This window comes from Pseudonocardia sp. (assembly GCF_050250275.1).
Classification (GTDB): domain Bacteria; phylum Actinomycetota; class Actinomycetes; order Mycobacteriales; family Pseudonocardiaceae; genus Pseudonocardia.
Genome location: NZ_JBFWOY010000029.1, coordinates 1 through 16,611 on the forward strand (window position 1 = coordinate 1; position 16,611 = coordinate 16,611).

A 16,611-nucleotide genomic window follows, 5' to 3' on the forward strand; every position below is an offset into this window, starting at 1 on the left:
CAACACGAGGACCTCCAGGGCGAGGGTGTGGGTGCCTTCAGCAGCTCCACACTCAGCCCGGAGGTCCTCCCTGGATCAAGCACCCTCACGGGTGTGTCGCCCTGCACCAACCTGCCCGAGCAGTACAGGTAGTCGCCGTTGGCGGCGGCCTCTGCCGGCATGGCCACGAACAGCGTGTTGGTGAACGCCGTCTCGGCCACGATGGTCAGGTAGATCGACGCCGCGGTGATCGCGTCACCGGTGATGAACCCCTCGGCGAACTGACGGCCGATGGTGCCGCAGTAGTCGCTGTGGAAGTTACGCAGGCTGTTGTTGAAGCCCGCCGGGTCGATGTAGTTGTTCATGTACAGGCGCTTCAGGTTCTGCTGGATCGTCGAGTGACGCACCTCGTCGATCATCTGAATGGCCTGGCCGTTGTGCAGCTCCGGGTTCGGAACCACGTGGAACAGCATCGGCATCGAGCGCGCGGCCGAGACCTCCGGCAACGGGATGATGCTCAGGAACAGCTTCTGCCACTCCAGCCAGCGCTCCTGCACCTGGCGGAACATGTTGCCGCGAATCGCACCGTCGGAGGCGCCGTAGACGCGGTGGTCCTTCTCTTCCTGCATGGGGAAGTAAGACCGCAGGACCTGCTTGAGCGGGTCCTTCTTCGCGGCCTTGCGGAAGGTGTAGTCGGTTCCGTACTTCATGTACGGCTCGTGGTACTGCGGCTCCCAGGAGAGTTCCTGGATCTTCTGGTGAGCCTTAGCCAGACTCTGCCGACTCACATCGTCTCCTCACGTGGTGGGTATCGGTTCGACGCGTGGACCGCATCGACACCATTGCCCTCGCGGCCCCGGTTACTGCCGACGACTGGACGTGCCGCCGAGCCTGTGGGACCGCGAGCCCGGGCCTTCACCGGGAGACAGCGCGGGCGCCCTCGGTGGCGACTCGGACACGAGGGGTGGTGATCAGGGGTTCGCGGGTCCCCGGGGCACTGCCTCTCGTGCCGGGAATCACACCCCTACACGGCCTGACCTGCGGTCTCAATATGAGACGGTGGTCAGTTCAGGGGCCCCTATCGTTCAACTCGTTCGGGCGGTACCGTCCGGATCGATGGCTGCTGCCGCAAACACATGGCAGGCGGCTGCATCCAGGAGGGCAACCGGTTGGTCCAGTCGACGGAACACGCGAACCCCCGTACCCAGCAGTCGGCCGAGGTCGACGGCGAAGTGGTCAGGGTGCCGGTCGGTGCTGCGGCCGTCCGGGTCGCAGAGGCCCGTTCCGCCTTCCTCACCGACGACCAGGTCGAGCCCGGCGTCGTCCGTGCGCCGATCCTCGCCTCGTGGACGCGGTCCCGGAACTTCCAGGTCCCGGTCGACCACCTCGACCTCCCGTACGAGACCGAGTTCGACGTCGACTCCCTGCTCAGCAGGGCCGCCGGCCCGATCCTCACCGAGACCGCCGACCAGCTCGCCACCGAGCCGGTCAGCGTCATCCTGTGCGACGACGAGGGCGTGGTCCTCGACCGGCGCAGCGGCGACAGCAAGCTCAACCAGGGCCTCGACCGCATCTGGCTGGCCCCCGGCTTCAGCTACGCGGAGCGCTACGTCGGCACCAACGGCATCGGCACGGCCCTGGAGGGCCGTGGCCCCGCCCTGGTCTTCGGCCACGAGCACTACGTCGAGCACCTCGAGGACTTCGCCTGCGCAGGTGCCCCGATCCGGCACCCCGTCAGCGGAAAGCTCATCGGCGTCATCGACCTGACCTGCTGGCGGCGCGAGGCCAACCGCATGATGGTCGCCGTCGCCACGAACATCGCCCGGCGCATCGAGGAGACCCTCCTCGAACACTCCGGCCGGCGTGAGCTCTCCCTGCTGCACGACTACCTGGCCGCCTGCCAGCGCAACCGCGGCGCCGTCATCGCCATGGGCGACGACCTGCTGATGATGAACGACCAGGCCCGTCAGCTCGTCGACCCCAACGACCAGAGTTCCCTGCTCTCCCACGGCGCCGAGGCGCTCGCCACCGGCCGTCGCCGGCAGCTGCTCGTCGACCTGCCCAGCGGCGCCATCGCCCGCGTCCAGACCCGTCCCAGCTGGGGCGAACACGGCGTCACCGGCGGGGTCCTGCACGTCCAGCTCGTGTCGCCCGAGACGGCGCCCACCCGGTCGCTGGCGCTGCCGCCACCCACGTCGCTACCGGCCGCCGTCGGCTCCGGGCCCCTGTGGACGAAGTGCGTGCAGGCCGTCGACCGGCACCTGCAGGCCCGGGAATGGCTCGTCCTCGAGGGCGAGCCCGGCTCCGGCAAACGCACGCTCGCCCGCGCCACCCACCAGCTGCGCAACCCCGCCGCCCACCTGCGCGTCATGGACGCCTCCGACTTCGGCCCCCGCTGGCTCTCCGACGTCGGTGAGGAGCTCGAGACCGGCAACGGTGGCACCCTCGTGCTCTGCCACGTCGACTCGTTGCCGCCCGACGCGCTGCGCGCCCTCGCCGACACCCTCGAGTCCCACCGGGAGTCGACCGACCCCGAGCGCCCCTGGGTCGTCGCCACCGTCGACCGCCCGCACACCGACGCGGGCGCCGACATGGTCGAGCTGCTCGACTCCTTCCCTCGGACCATCGAGGTCCCGCCGCTGCGTCACCACATCGAGGACGTCGCCGAGCTCGTCCCCCACCTCATCGCCCGGCTCACCCGCGGCGCCGACCTGACCTGCTCCCCCGAGGCCATGCGCGTACTCATGCGCAACCGCTGGCCCGGCAACGTCGAGCAGCTCTACCAGGTGCTGCGCAAGATCGTGGCGCGCAAGCGGTCCGGCACCATCGCGCCGGTCGACCTGCCCGCCGAGACACGCGCCACCACCCGCCGCGTGCTCACCCCGCTCGAAGCCATCGAGTGCGACGCCATCGTCGACGCGCTCCTCGACACCGACGGCAACAAGGCCGAGGCGGCCCGCCAGCTCGGCATGTCCCGCGCGACCATCTACCGCAAGATCCGCGGCTACGGGATCTCGTTGCCGCAGTTGGCCGACTCGCGCTGATCCGGCCTGCCCGGCCCGCCCGACCCCGATAGGGTCGCGTCCATGCTGGACGTCGGGGGGATCAGCAAGCGGTTCGGCCAGGTACAGGCGCTCGACCACGTCACGTTCGCGGTGCAGCCCGGCGAGCTCTTCGGGTTCGTCGGGAGCAACGGCGCCGGCAAGACCACCACGATGCGGATCGTGCTCGGAGTGCTCACCTCCGACGGCGGCGAGGTGCGCTGGAAGGGCAAACCGATCGACGCCGACGTGCGTCGCCGGACCGGGTACATGCCGGAGGAGCGGGGCCTCTACCCCAAGATGAAGGTCGGGGAGCAGCTCGAGTACCTCGCCCGCCTCCACGGCCTCGACGCCGCCGACGCCCGCGCCTCCGTCGAACGCTGGACCTCACGCCTCGGCGTCGGGTCCCGCATCCGCGACGAGGTCCAGAAGCTCTCCCTCGGCAACCAGCAACGCGTCCAGCTCTGCGCCGCGCTCGTCCACGACCCCGAGGTCCTCGTCCTCGACGAACCCTTCTCCGGGCTCGATCCCGTCGCCGTCGAGGTCATGAGCACCGTGCTGCGCGAGAAGGCCGACACCGGCGTCCCCGTCATCTTCTCCAGCCACCAGCTCGACCTCGTCGAACGCCTCTGCGACCGCGTCGGCATCATCTCCGCAGGCCGCATGGTCGCCGTCGGCACCGTCGACGAGCTCCGCACCGGCGGCACGCAACGCATCGACGTCTCCGGGCCCCCACCCGGCTGGGCCGACGGCCTCCCCGGCGTCCGAGTCGTCGGGACCGGGCCCCGCGCCACCCGCGTCGAGCTCGCCGGCGCCACCGACCAGGACGTCCTGCACGCCGCGATCGCCGCAGGTCCCGTCCACTCCTTCGCGCCCCACCGGCCCCCGCTGACCGAGCTCTACCGCGACGTCGTCGCCGCCCCCAGCAGCACCGAGGAGGAGTCGTGACCGCCCCGCTGACACCCGGCCGGGCGGTCCTGCTCGTCGCCCGCCGCGAGTTCACCACGCAGGTCAGGTCCAAGAGCTTCGCGATCGGCCTGCTCGTCACCATCGTCATCTTCGCCATCTACATCGCGCTCTTCAGCTTCATCGGCAGCCAGAGCTCCAGCAGCACCCTCGGCGTCACCTCGTCCACGGCGTCGCTGGAACCCGCCCTCCAGGCCGCCGCGGAAGCCCAGGACCGGACACTCACGATCACGCAGGTCGACCGCGCCACCGGCGAGGCCCAGGTCGCGAACGGCGACCTCGACGCGCTGCTCGACGGTGCCCCCGGCAGCTACACGCTGCTGGGCAAGGACACCGTCGGGTCCTCCCTGCAGCAGCTCGTCACCGGTGCCGTCCAGCGGACGACCCTCACCGAGGCCCTCACCGCCGCCGGCCAGGACCCGGCCGCCGTTGCCGCCCGCGGCAACGTGACCGTCGCCACCCAGGAACCCGTCGATCCCGAACGCGGACAACGCCTCGTCATCGCGATCGTCGTCGCCGTCCTACTGTTCATGTCGCTCGTCGGCTACGGCAACGCCGTCGCCCAGGGCGTCGTCGAGGAGAAGTCCAGCCGCGTCGTCGAGCTTCTGCTCTCCACCATCCGGCCCGTCCACCTGCTGAGCGGCAAGATCCTCGGCCTGGGGCTCGTCGGACTCGTGCAGCTGCTCATCCTCAGCGCCATCGGCTTCGTCGGCGCGTCGACCGTCGGCATCCTGACGATCCCCACCGCCGCCGCCGGCGCCCTCGTCTCCGCCGTGATCTGGTACCTGCTGGGGTTCTTCCTCTACGCCTCGATCTACGCAGCCGCCGGCTCGCTCGTGTCGCGGCAGGAGGAGCTCCAGTCGACCGTCGCGCCGATCATGTTCCCCCTGTTCATCCCCTTCATCTTCGCCGTCAGCGTGCTGCCCAACGACCCCCGCAACACCCTCGGCACCGTCCTGTCGTTCATCCCGCTGTTCTCCCCGACGCTCATGCCCGCCCGCGCCGCCATGGGCGTCGCCCCGATGTGGCAGGTGCTCGTCGCCATCGCCCTCACGGTGCTGGCCATCGCTGGCGTCGTCCTCGCCGCGGCGAGGATCTACCGGAACTCGGTGCTGCGCACCGGCTCCCGCGTCAGCATCCGCGAGGCCCTGCGCTCGCGCGGCTGACCCGCGGGCTGATCGCGCCGCGCGCGGCGCGATCAGCAGCAGGGAGGGTGTGCGCCGTCGCCCGGGCACACCCTCCGCTGTGCGCGCCCCGCGACGGCCGGGAGGTTGCGGGCGGCCGTCAGGACTTGCGGCGTTTGGGCTTCCACTCGGTGAAACCCGCCCGCGTCGCGTCCTCCGCGGTCCGGAACCACGCCTCGGCCTTGGTCCGGCCGAAGTACGGGCTCTTCGGCGTGTGGAACAGCATCGAGTCCGCGTTGCCCTTGATCGTGAACTCCGCGCTGGGGGCCGATCCGTCGGCGAGCGGGGCCGCCGAACCGGGGCCGTAGGGCCCCTCGACCGGGGCAGCATCCGACGGAACAGCGTCCTTCGCGGGAGCGGCGGCGAGCGGCCGCGGAGCGGCCTGCTTCGCGGCCGAGCCCTTCGCGGCTCCCGCCTTCGCCGCCGCCTTCTGCTCGGCTGCCGCCTTCTCGACAGCGGCCTTCTCCGCGGCGGCCTTCTCCGCGGCGGCCTTCTCCGCGGCAGCCTTCTCCGCGGCAGCCTTCTCCGCGGCAGCCTTCTCCGCGGCAGCCTTCTCCGCCGCGGCCTTCTCCGCCGCAGCCTTCCCCGCCGCAGCCTTCTCCGCAGCAGCCTTCTCCGCCGCTTTCAGCTCCGCGGCCTTCTCCGCCGCAGCCTTGCGCTCGGCGGCGTCGCGATCTGCCGCCCCGTTGTCGGCCGCGCGCCTCTCGGCAGCGGCCTTCTGCGCCGCCACCGCGTCCTCCGTGGCCTGCTTCTCCGCGGACCGGGCGTCGACGTCGGCGACGTTCGCCGTCGCCACGGGCGCGGAGCCGGTGGCGCGCAGGGGCGCCACGGTGTCGGCGGCGGGTTCGGGCGGCAGGAGATCCGCCGCGGGCCGGGCGCCCGTGGGGGTCGCGGCCACGCCGTCGCCGGGCCCGACAGCAGGCGCCGGCGCCGTCGCGCGGCGGTACGCGACCCAGGCGCCACCCGCGCCGAGCAGCACCACGGGAAGGATCCACCGGCGCCGCCGCCGGCTCGACTCGTCGGCCATGGGTTGCCTCCGTTCCGGACGTCACCCGAGCCTAGAGGGGTCGTGATCCACTTCTCAGCGGCGGGCCGCTTTCACCCGTTCGTACCGGGCAAGTGCCTCCTCGCGCTCGACCTTGTGGTCGACGATCGGCTCCGGGTACCCGCCGGGGATGCCGTCGGGGAGCTTCCAGGGCTGATGTACGGCCTTGCCGGGCACGTCGGCCAGTTCCGGGACGAAGCGACGCACGTAGTCGCCGTCGGGGTCGAACCTCTCGCCCTGCGTGACCGGGTTGAAGACGCGGAAGTACGGGGCCGCGTCGGTGCCGCTGCCTGCGGTCCACTGCCAGCCGTGCTGGTTGGAGGCGAGGTCGCCGTCGACGAGCAGCCGCATGAAGTGCCGGGCGCCCCACCACCACGGCAGGTGCAGGTCCTTGACCAGGAAGCTGGCGACGATCATGCGCACCCGGTTGTGCATCCACGCCTGGTCGCGCAGCTGCCGCATCCCGGCGTCGACGATCGGGAACCCGGTGCGCCCCTCCTGCCAGGCGTGGAGCAGCTCGTCCGCCTTCCTGCCCGAGGCGGTGGGCAGCGCGTCGAAGGAGCGGTCGTAGTTCGTGCGCGCGGAGTCGGGGCGCTGGTGCAGGACGTCGGCGTAGAAGTCGCGCCACGCCAGCTCGGTGCGGTAGGTCTCGGCGGAGTCGGACCGCTTGCGCGACAGGTCGTGCAGCATGGTGCGCGGGTGGATGCAGCCCCACTTCAGGTACACCGACATCCGCGAGGTGCCCTCGATGTCGGGGCGGTTGCGGTCGTCGCCGTAGCGGTCGACGGCGTCGGACAGGAACGCCTTCCACTGGTGGTGGGCGGCGTCCTCGCCGGGGTCGGGCAGGGTGGCGTCGACGGCCTCGTCGTCGGGGACCGCGACGGCACGGGGGCCGCCGTCCTTGTCGGAGGGGTCGACCCAGTCGACGGTGGCGGCGGAGGTGTCGGCGGGGCCGCGCCAGCCGTGCCGGGCCCAGGAGCGCCGGAACGGGGTGAACACCTTGAAGGGGTCGCCGTCGTCCTTGGTGACACGCCCGGGTGCGACGGCGTAGGGCGATCCGGTGCGGACGAGCTCGCGGTCGTCGGCGGCGAGCGCCTTCCCGACGGCGTCGTCGCGGCGGGTGCCGTAGGGGCCGTGGTCGGCGGCGATGTGGACGGCCTTCGCGCCGACGGATTCGGCGATGCGGGGCACGACCTCCGCCGGGTCGCCGCGGACGATCAGCAGCTTCCCGCCGAGGGCCTCGTCGAGGGATCGCAGGCAGCGGTACATGAACGTGCGCCGGGCGGGGCCGGACGGGTCGAGCAGCGCGGGGTCGAGGACGAACAGCGCGAGCGCCGACGGTCCGGTGTCGGCCGCGGCGAGGAAGGTCGGCTGGTCACGGACGCGCAGGTCGCGCCGGAACCAGACGACGGAGTCGGCACCCATGCGGCGACGCTAGCGGCGCCCCGGACCGGGCGCGCGCCGAGCAGTCGTCCGTCGGGTGATCGGACGAACGGCCCGTTGCGGCAGTTCGGTTGCGCGACTGTGCCGTTCGTTCGGGACCCCTGGGCCCCGCCGGAATGCACGAACGGCCCTTCGCTGCAGCTCAGTTGCAGCAAAGGGCCGTTCGTGCATCCACGCGGAACGGGGCAGCGGGTCAGCGCTCGCTCATCGCGACGTAGTTCTGCTCGGTCGGGCCCGTGTAGAGCTGGCGCGGGCGGCCGATCTTGGTCTGCGGGTCGTTGATCATCTCCCGCCAGTGCGCGATCCAGCCGGGCAGCCGGCCGAGCGCGAACAGGACGGTGAACATCCGGGTCGGGAAGCCCATCGCCCGGTAGATGACACCCGTGTAGAAGTCGACGTTCGGGTAGAGCTTGCGCTCGATGAAGTAGTCGTCGGCGAGCGCCTTCTCCTCGAGCTTCATCGCGATGTCGAGCAGCGGGTCGCTCACACCGAGGGCCTTGAGGACCTCGTCGGCGTTCTGCTTGACGATCTTGGCGCGCGGGTCGTAGTTCTTGTAGACGCGGTGCCCGAAGCCCATCAGCTTCGCGCCCTGCTCCTTGTTCTTGACCCGGTCGACGAACGCGTCGACGTTGCCGTCCTCGACGTCCTTGATGCGGGTGAGCATCTCGAGGACCGCCTGGTTGGCGCCACCGTGCAGGGGGCCGAACAGGGCGTTGATGCCGGCGGAGATCGAGGCGAAGAGGTTGGCCTGCGACGAGCCGACGAGTCGCACCGTCGACGTGGAGCAGTTCTGCTCGTGGTCGGCGTGCAGGATCAGCAGCGTGTCGACGGCCTTCGCCATGACCGGGTCGACCTCGTAGGGCTCGGCCGGGAAGCCGAACGTCATGCGCAGGAAGTTCTCCACCAGGCCCAGCGAGTTGTCCGGGTAGAGGAACGGCTGGCCGACGGACTTCTTGTACGCGTAGGCCGCGATGGTGAAGACCTTGGCCATGAGCCGCACCGTGGAGAGCTCGACGGCGTCGTCGTCGAAGGGGTCGAGGCTGTCCTGGTAGAAGGTGGACAGCGCGCTGACCGCGCTCGACAGGACCGGCATCGGGTGGGCGTCCCGGGGGAAGCCGTCGAAGAAGCCCTTGAGGTCCTCGTGCAGCAGGGTGTGCCTGCTGATGTTGCTGGTGAAGGAGTCGAGCTGGGCCTGCGTGGGCAGCTCGCCGTAGATGAGCAGGTAGCTGACCTCGAGGAAGCTGGACCGCTCGGCCAGCTGCTCGATCGGGATGCCCCGGTAGCGGAGGATCCCGGCGTCGCCGTCGATGTAGGTGATCGCGGACGCGCACGCGGCGGTGCTGTTGAACCCCGGATCGAATGTGGTGAGGCCGGTCTTGCCGAGCAGTTTGCTGACGTCGACCGCAGCCGCGCCCTCGGTCGCGGAGTGGACCGGCATCTCGAAGTCGCCGCCTGGGTAGTTCAGGACAGCGCTGTCGCCGGCGGACTCGGTTGCCATGTGGAGGTTCCCTCTCACACTCGTGGATAACTGTGATGTGTCAACCCACGCGCAACGCTAGACCGCTGGAGCGGATCCGCAGCGTCCGAGTGAGGTGGACGTACGTCACTCCACGCGTGCTGCGGGTCCTCGGTAGCGCCAGAACTCGGGGAACCGGGCGACGACGACCACCACACCGACGATCACGGCGAGTCCGCCGACGGTGGCTGCGAGGCCGGGTCCGATGGCTGCGGCGGCGGATCCGTGCCACAGGTCGGCGAGCCGTGGCCCGCCGGCGACGACCACGATGAAGACGCCCTGCATGCGGCCGCGCATCTCGTCGGTGGCGACGGTCTGGAGCATCGACGACCGGTAGACCGAGCTGACGAGGTCGCCACCACCGGCGATGGCCAGGAACAGCACGGCGAGCCACAGCGAGCCGGTCATCCCGAACAGGGCGATGCCGACGCCCCAGACCCCGACGGCCACCGCGACGGCGACGCCCTGGCGGCGGACGCGTTGCAGCCAGCCGGAGAACAGGCCGGCGACGACCATGCCGACGGGGATGGCGGCGAACAGGAGGCCGAGCGCGACGCCGCCGCCGGGTGGGTCGCCGAACGTCTTCTCCGACATCTCGGGGAACACGACGCGGGGCATGCCGAAGCCCATGGCGACGACGTCGACGAGGAACGAGACCAGCAGGATCTTCTGTGTGGCGGTGTAGCGGAAGCCGTCGAGGACGTCGCGGATGCCGGCGCGGCGGCGGGTGCCGGACTCGGGTGGGACCGGCGGCAGCTTCCAGGTGGCCCAGAGCGTGGCGAGCAGGGCGCAGGCGTCGATCAGGTAGAGCGTCGGGAGCCCGACGACGGGGATGAGAACGCCGGCCAGCAGCGGTCCGGCGACGGCGCCGAGCTGGAAGACGGTCATGTTGAGCGCGTTGGCCGCGGGCAGCTGCTCGGCGGGCAGCAGTCTCGGGATGACCGCGTTGCGGGTGGGCTGGTTCATCGCGAGCATCGCCGACTGCACCGCGAACAGTGACAGCACGACCCACACGTTGCCGGCGCCGGTCGCCGAGGTGGCCCACAGTGCGAGGGAGGTCGCCGCGATCCCGGCGCCGGTGAGCATCAGGAGGATGCGGCGGTCCATCACGTCGGCGATCGCGCCGCCCCACAGGCCGAACACGACGAGCGGGACGAGTCCGAAGAGACCGGTCAGCCCGACGTAGGCCGAGGAGCCGGTGAGGGCGTAGATCTGGGTCGGCACGGCGACGACGGACAGCTGCGCACCGACGACGGTGACGACGCCCGCAGCCCACAGCCGCCGGTACGACGGGGTGCGCAGCGGGGTGGTGTCGGCCAGGGCGCCACGGACGGCGGCGCGGATCCGCCGGGTCGGTCCGCCCGCACCCGCCCCGGAGCGGAGCCGGTCGGTGCTGTCGGTGTGCAGGCGGTCGGTGTGCAGGCGGTCGGTCTGCAGGCGGTCGGTCGGGCCCGAGCCGTCACCGCCCGGCCGGCGCAGGTCGCGGGTGACGGGGTCCTGTGGGCCGTCGGGTCTGCGGGACTCGTCGGGGCCGGGCACGATCACCGATCCAGCCTGACATGCCCGTCCGGCCGCGCCCGTGGAGTCGGTGCGGCGCAACCAGTCATCCGGGGACGGACCACGCGCCGGGGACAACCGCACGGCCGGGGTGAGACCGATGTCACGCGCGTGCCGTCAGGGGGCCAGCCGCCGGACCCGCCACGAGTGGTCGTCGCCGTCGCGTTCGAAACGCAGCCGGTCGTGCATCCGGTCGCGACGGCCCTGCCAGAACTCCACCCGGTCGGGGACGATCCGCCAGCCACCCCAGTGGGGCGGCCGCGGCACCGGCTCGCCCTCGGGGAAACGGCGTTCGACGGCGGCGCGGGCGTCCTCCAGCGCGAGCCTGCCGCTGACGACGGTGGACTGCGCCGACGCCCACCCCCCGATCTGGGCGCCGCGCGGGCGGGTCGCCCAGTAGGCGTCGGACTCGGTGGGGGCCACCTCCTCGACGTCGCCGCGGACGTGGACCTGCCGGCGCATCGCGTGGAGCGGGAACGTCACCGACGCTGCGCGGGTCAGCCGCAGGTCGTGGCTCTTCGCCGAGGTCAGGTTGGTGTAGAGGACGACCCCGCGCGCGTCGATCCCCTTGCACAACACGGTTCGCGACGCCGGCCGGCCGCTCTCGTCGACGGTGGCGAGGACCATGGCGTTGGGCTCGGGCAGGCCCGCGTCCGCAGCGGCGGCGAGCCAGCCGGTGAGCTGCTCGTGCCAGGTCGGGGCCAGGTCCGCCACGTCGAAACCGGCGGTGTCGTAGTCGACGCGCAGCGCCGCGAGCAGCGCCGAAGCGGTCGGATCGGACATCGTTCCTCCGCCGACGACACACGTCGTCGCAGGTCAGGACCCTGGTCGGGCCGTATCGGTGATCGAGGCCACCCGGGTCCCAGGTTGCCTGTCCGCCCTGCTCAGGGGCAGGGTTTGCGCAACCACGGTAACCATCGGACCCGGACCGTGGGAGGCGCGCGCGGCCGGACCACCTGACCGGTCACGCCCGCGGACCGTTCGGCGGCACCACCAGGTGCCGCCCGCGATCCGCGTCGCCGGGGACGAACTCGAGGAGGACGCGTGGCGACTGCGCCCACCGCGCCGGCAGGACCGACCCCGACGGACGGATCCGAGGTTCCCCCGCCCCCGCCGGGCTTCAAGTCCGGTCTGGAGGGCCACGTCGCGTTCCGCACCCGGATCGCGGAGCCCGACAAGGACGGCGGCGCGCTGCGCTACCGCGGCGTCGACATCGAGGACCTCGTCGGCACCGTCACGTTCGGCAACGTCTGGGCGCTGCTCGTCGACGGCCGGTTCGGCGACGGCCTGCCGCCCGCCGAGCCGTTCCCGATCCCGGTGCACACCGGTGACGTGCGGGTCGACGTGCAGGCCGCGCTGGCGATGCTGGCGCCGTACTGGGGCTACCGCCCGCTGCTCGACATCGACGACGCCGAGGCCCGCGACCAGCTCGCCCGGGCCTCGGTGATGGCGCTGTCCTACGTGGCGCAGTCCGCGCGCGGCATCGGCGTGCCCGCGGTCCCGCAGAGCCGGGTCGACGAGGCGTCGACGATCACCGAGCGCTTCATGGTCCGCTGGCGCGGCGAGCCCGACCCGGCCCACGTGCGGGCCGTCGACGCCTACTGGGTGTCGGCCGCCGAGCACGGCATGAACGCGTCGACGTTCACCGCTCGGGTCATCGCCTCGACCGGCGCCGACGTCGCGGCATCGCTGTCGGGCGCCATCGGCGCGATGTCGGGTCCGCTGCACGGTGGCGCCCCGGCGCGGGTGTTGCCGATGATCGCCGAGGTCGAGAAGACCGGCGACCCGGAGGGCCTGGTCAAGGGGATCCTCGACCGCAAGGAGAAGCTCATGGGCTTCGGGCACCGGGTCTACCGGGCCGAGGACCCGCGCGCCCGGGTGCTGCGCCGCACCTGCAAGGAGCTGGACGCGACCCGGTACGAGGCCGCAGCCGGGCTGGAGCAGGCCGCCCTCGCGATCCTGCGCGAGCGCCGCCCGGACCACCCGATCGAGACGAACGTCGAGTTCTGGGCGGCGGTGATCCTCGACTTCGCGGAGGTACCGCCGCACATGATGCCCGCGATGTTCACCAGCGCCCGGACCGCGGGCTGGTCGGCGCACATCCTCGAGCAGAAGCGCGAGGGCAAGCTGGTGCGCCCGTCGGCCCAGTACATCGGGCCGGGCCCGCGCCGCCCCGAGGAGGTCGAGGGCTGGGACACGGTGGGACGCCAGTCCTGACGCACCCCCGGCCGGCCGCCGCCGCGGACGCACCGCGGAGGCGTGCCGGCTTGGCCCCCGGCACGGAGGCGTGCCGGCCTGGCCCTCACCCCGGCTGCGGGGCGACCCGGTCGGCGCCGGAGCGCCGTGCCGACCGGATCGACAGCGACATGATCGCGGCGAGCACGCACAGCACCGCGCCGCCGTACCAGGCGAGGTCGTAGCTGCCGAGCGCGTCGCGCACGAGTCCGGCGACGAGGGCTGCGAACGCCGCGCCGACCTGGTGGGCGGCGAAGATCCACCCGAACACGACGGGGGCCTTCGCGCCGAACACCTGCCGGGTCAGGGCCAGCGTGGGCGGGACCGTCGCGACCCAGTCCAGGCCGTAGAAGATGACGAACGCGAGCATGCTCGCCTGCAGGTCGGTCCCGAACAGGGGCGGCAGGACGGCGAGGGACACGCCGCGGCCCGCGTAGTAGATCCCGAGCAGGATGCGCGCGTCGACGCGGTCGGTGAGCCAGCCCGAGCACACCGTGCCGACGAGGTCGAACACCCCGACGAGTGCGAGCAGCCCGGCGGCGGTCGTCGCAGGCATGCCGTGGTCGTGGGCGGCGGGCACGAAATGGGACTGCACCAGCCCCGCGGTGGTGGCGCCGCAGATGAAGAAGCCGCCCATGAGCAGCCAGAACGTGGGCACGCGGGCGGCGGTGCGCAGGGCGTCGACCGCGATGCGGGCGGCGCCGGAGCGCAGCGGGTCGGTGACGTCGGCGGGGGTGCCGCCGTAGGGCAGGACGTCGATGTCCGACGGCCGGTCGCGCATCAGCGCCAGCACCAGGGGCACGACGCCGAGCGCGACCAGTGACGTCGTGAGCGCGGCCGGCCGCCAGCCCGAGGACGTCGCGATCCACGCGATGAGCGGCAGGAACACCAGCTGCCCGGCGGCGCTGGCGGCGGTGAGCAGGCCGGACACGAGCCCGCGCCGGGCGACGAACCAGCGTCCGACGACCGTTGCCACCAGGGCCATCGCCATCGACCCGGTACCCAGCCCGACGACGACGCCCCAGAGCAGGATCAGCTGCCACGGCGCCGTCATGAGGACGGTGAGGCCGCTGCCGATCGCGACCAGCAGCAACGCGAAGGCGACGACCCTGCGGATGCCGAAGCGTTCCATCAGCGCCGCGGCGAACGGGGCGGTGAGCCCGAACAGGGCGAGGTTCACCGACAGCGCGGCCGAGATGGTGCCGACGGTCCAGCCGAACTCCTGGTGCAGCGGCTCGATGAGCACGCTCGGCGTCGAGCGGAACGCGGCGGCGCCGAGCAGGGCCAGGAACGTCACGGCCGCGACACCCCACGCGGGGTGGATGCGGTGGCGGTGCGGGTCGCGCGCGGCAGGTCCGACGGTGCCGGCCTCGGGGACGGTGTCACTCACGTCGGACAGCCTGTGGTTCGCCAGGACGCAACACCAGTGGCCCGACAGCCACTTTGTGAAAGGATCCGGCCATGGCGCGCATCCACCAGGTGGCGGTCCTGGCCCTGCCCGACGTCGTGGCGTTCGAGCTGGGCCTGCCGCACCGGTTGATGGGCAGCGCGGTCGACGCCGACGGCGCCGCGCTCTACGAGGTCCGTGTCGCGACGCCCGACGGCGGCCCGATCATGTCGTCCGCCGGGTTCCAGGTGCTCCCCCAGCACGACATCTCGATCCTGCGCAGCGCCGACACGGTGGTCGTCCCCGGCCACTACGACGGGCCGGCCATGCGCGGCGAACCCATCGACGACACCCTCCGCGCCGCGCTCGTCGGCGCCGCGGACCGGTCCCGGATCGTCTCCATCTGCACCGGCGCGTTCGTCCTCGGCGCCGCGGGCCTGCTCGACGGCCGGCCCGCCACCACCCACTGGCTGCACGCCGCACGGTTCCGGCGCCTCTACCCGCAGGTCGCGCTCGACCCCGACGTCCTCTTCGTCGACGACGGCGACGTCCTCACCTCCGCGGGCAACGCGGCGGGCATCGACCTGCTGCTGCACGTCATCCGCCGCGACCACGGCCTCGATGTCGCCAACCACGTCGCCCGCCGGTCCGTCGTCGCCCCTTGGCGCGACGGTGGCCAGGCCCAGTTCGCCGAGGAGCCACCCGTCCCCGACGTCGGCGGGGACACCGGCCCCACCCGGCTGTGGGTGCTCAGCCGGCTCGCCGACCCGCTCACCCTCACCGACATGGCGGCACACGCGCGGATGAGCGTCCGCAGCTTCACCCGCCGGTTCCGCGACGAGACCGGCGAGAGCCCGCAGCGCTGGCTCGTCGCGCGCCGCCTCGACCTCGCCCGCCGCCTGCTGGAGACCACGGACCTGCCCGTCGGGCAGGTCGCGGCCCGCGCCGGCTTCGGCACCACCGCCTCGCTGCGCCAGCACCTGCACGCCGCGCTCGGAATGGCGCCGCTGGCGTACCGCCGCGTCTACCGGGGCGTCCCCGGCGTGTCATCGGTCACGAAGGCCGCCGGCTGATGCCCCCGCCGTTCCGGGCCCGACCCGCGCGGTGCCAGACTGGGGAACCGTGACGTCCTCGACCAGCAACGACCTGCAGATTCCCGCCGACCTCAAGCCCAGGGACGGGCGATTCGGATGCGGACCCTCGAAGGTCCGACCGGAGCAGCTGGCCGTCCTCGCCGACGCCGGCGCGATCATGGGAACCTCCCACCGGCAGAAGCCCGTCAAGTCCCTCGTTGGCCGCGTGCGCGCAGGGCTCTCCGAGCTCTTCTCGCTGCCCGACGGCTACGAGGTGGTCCTCGGCAACGGCGGCTCGACCGCCTTCTGGGACGCCGCCGCGTTCGGCCTCGTCCGCCAGCGTTCCCTGCACCTGGCCTACGGCGAGTTCTCCGCGAAGTTCGCCGACACCACCACGGGCGCCCCGTTCCTCCAGGACCCGATCGTCGTCCCGTCCACGCCCGGCACCGCACCCGAGCCGCGCACCGACGAGTCCGTCGACGTCATCGCCTGGGCCCACAACGAGACCTCCACCGGTGTCGCCGTCCCCGTCGTGCGGCCCGCGGGCACCACCGAGGGCCAGCTCGTCGTCATCGACGCCACGTCCGGCGCCGGCGGCCTGCCCGTCGACATCACCCAGGCCGACGCCTACTACTTCGCCCCGCAGAAGGGCTTCGCCGCCGACGGCGGCCTGTGGATCGCGCTGATGAGCCCGGCCGCCCAGGACCGGGTGGCCGAGCTCGCCGCGAGCGACCGCTGGATCCCGCCGTTCCTGTCGCTGGCCACGGCCGTCGACAACTCGGTCAAGGACCAGACCTACAACACCCCCGCGGTCGCGACGCTGATCCTGCTCGCCGAGCAGATCGACTGGCTCAACGGCCTCGGCGGTCTGGACGCCGCCGTTGCCCGCACCGCCGACTCGTCGACGCGGCTCTACGAGTGGGCCGAGAAGTCCTCCTTCGCGACGCCGTTCGTCGCCAACCCGGCACACCGCTCGCAGGTCGTCGGCACGATCGACTTCGACGCCGCCGTCGACGCCGCCGCGGTGGCCAAGACCCTGCGCGCCAACGGGATCGTCGACACCGAGCCGTACCGCAAGCTGGGCCGCAACCAGCTGCGCATCGGCATGTTCCCGGCCGTGGACCCCGACGACGTCTCGGCGCTCATCGCCTGCATCGACCACGTCGTGGAGCGCCTCGGCTGATC

12 protein-coding genes and 1 pseudogene are annotated in these 16,611 nt (G+C 72.2%); 6 read left to right on the top strand and 7 right to left on the bottom strand.

Annotated elements, in window-relative coordinates; translation table 11 throughout:
* Nucleotides 1–752: pseudogene (locus AB7F12_RS23390) on the bottom strand (hypothetical protein); the annotation flags it as partial.
* Between the two features lie 363 nt (nt 753–1,115).
* On the opposite strand from AB7F12_RS23390, the gene AB7F12_RS23395 reads away from it, so the two are divergent.
* From AB7F12_RS23395 to AB7F12_RS23405, 3 genes are read left to right on the top strand one after another with little or no spacing between them, the layout of a single operon-like run.
* Nucleotides 1,116–3,023: a sigma-54-dependent Fis family transcriptional regulator gene (locus AB7F12_RS23395; RefSeq protein ID WP_428498184.1), complete on the top strand. Its 1,908-nt coding sequence runs from the start codon at nt 1,116–1,118 to the stop codon at nt 3,021–3,023.
* A gap of 42 nt (nt 3,024–3,065) precedes the next feature.
* A complete protein-coding gene (locus AB7F12_RS23400; RefSeq protein WP_428498185.1) occupies nt 3,066–3,968 on the top strand; it encodes an ABC transporter ATP-binding protein in 903 nt (300 codons plus the stop codon).
* On the top strand, nt 3,965–5,152 hold the full coding sequence (locus AB7F12_RS23405; RefSeq protein WP_428498186.1) for an ABC transporter permease: 1,188 nt from the start codon (nt 3,965–3,967) through the stop codon (nt 5,150–5,152). Before AB7F12_RS23400 ends, AB7F12_RS23405 begins: the two co-directional genes overlap by 4 nt.
* 118 nt (nt 5,153–5,270) lie before the next feature.
* Here AB7F12_RS23405 and AB7F12_RS23410 read toward each other — a convergent pair whose 3' ends face one another.
* The 5 genes from AB7F12_RS23410 to pdxH all read right to left on the bottom strand — a co-directional run bounded on the left by AB7F12_RS23410 (nt 5,271) and on the right by pdxH (nt 11,514).
* Nucleotides 5,271–6,197: a hypothetical protein gene (locus AB7F12_RS23410; RefSeq protein WP_428498187.1), complete on the bottom strand. Its 927-nt coding sequence runs from the start codon at nt 6,195–6,197 to the stop codon at nt 5,271–5,273.
* A 54-nt stretch (nt 6,198–6,251) separates the two neighbouring features.
* Nucleotides 6,252–7,640, bottom strand: a complete 1,389-nt coding sequence (locus tag AB7F12_RS23415) for a cryptochrome/photolyase family protein (protein ID WP_428498188.1) — start codon at nt 7,638–7,640, stop codon at nt 6,252–6,254.
* Between the two features lie 211 nt (nt 7,641–7,851).
* On the bottom strand, nt 7,852–9,156 hold the full coding sequence (locus tag AB7F12_RS23420; protein ID WP_428498189.1) for a citrate synthase: 1,305 nt from the start codon (nt 9,154–9,156) through the stop codon (nt 7,852–7,854).
* A 105-nt stretch (nt 9,157–9,261) separates the two neighbouring features.
* The gene (locus AB7F12_RS23425; RefSeq protein ID WP_428498234.1) at nt 9,262–10,518 is read right to left on the bottom strand and encodes an MFS transporter; all 1,257 of its coding nucleotides are present in this window, start codon (nt 10,516–10,518) and stop codon (nt 9,262–9,264) included.
* Between the two features lie 330 nt (nt 10,519–10,848).
* Nucleotides 10,849–11,514, bottom strand: a complete 666-nt coding sequence (gene pdxH, locus AB7F12_RS23430; protein WP_428498190.1) for a pyridoxamine 5'-phosphate oxidase — start codon at nt 11,512–11,514, stop codon at nt 10,849–10,851.
* Nucleotides 11,515–11,862: 348 nt separating this feature from the next.
* Here pdxH and AB7F12_RS23435 point away from each other — a divergent pair, with 348 nt between their 5' ends.
* Nucleotides 11,863–12,948 (top strand): citrate synthase 2, encoded by a 1,086-nt coding sequence (locus tag AB7F12_RS23435; protein ID WP_428498235.1) that lies wholly within the window; start codon nt 11,863–11,865, stop codon nt 12,946–12,948.
* Nucleotides 12,949–13,033: 85 nt separating this feature from the next.
* Here AB7F12_RS23435 and AB7F12_RS23440 read toward each other — a convergent pair whose 3' ends face one another.
* Complete coding sequence (locus tag AB7F12_RS23440; RefSeq protein WP_428498236.1) at nt 13,034–14,290, bottom strand: MFS transporter; 1,257 nt, start codon at nt 14,288–14,290, stop codon at nt 13,034–13,036.
* A gap of 137 nt (nt 14,291–14,427) precedes the next feature.
* Here AB7F12_RS23440 and AB7F12_RS23445 point away from each other — a divergent pair, with 137 nt between their 5' ends.
* Nucleotides 14,428–15,426, top strand: coding sequence for a GlxA family transcriptional regulator (locus AB7F12_RS23445; RefSeq protein WP_428498191.1), 999 nt, complete (start codon nt 14,428–14,430; stop codon nt 15,424–15,426).
* Nucleotides 15,427–15,475: 49 nt separating this feature from the next.
* Complete coding sequence (serC, locus tag AB7F12_RS23450; RefSeq protein ID WP_428498192.1) at nt 15,476–16,609, top strand: phosphoserine transaminase; 1,134 nt, start codon at nt 15,476–15,478, stop codon at nt 16,607–16,609.
* Nucleotides 16,610–16,611: the final 2 nt, after the last annotated feature.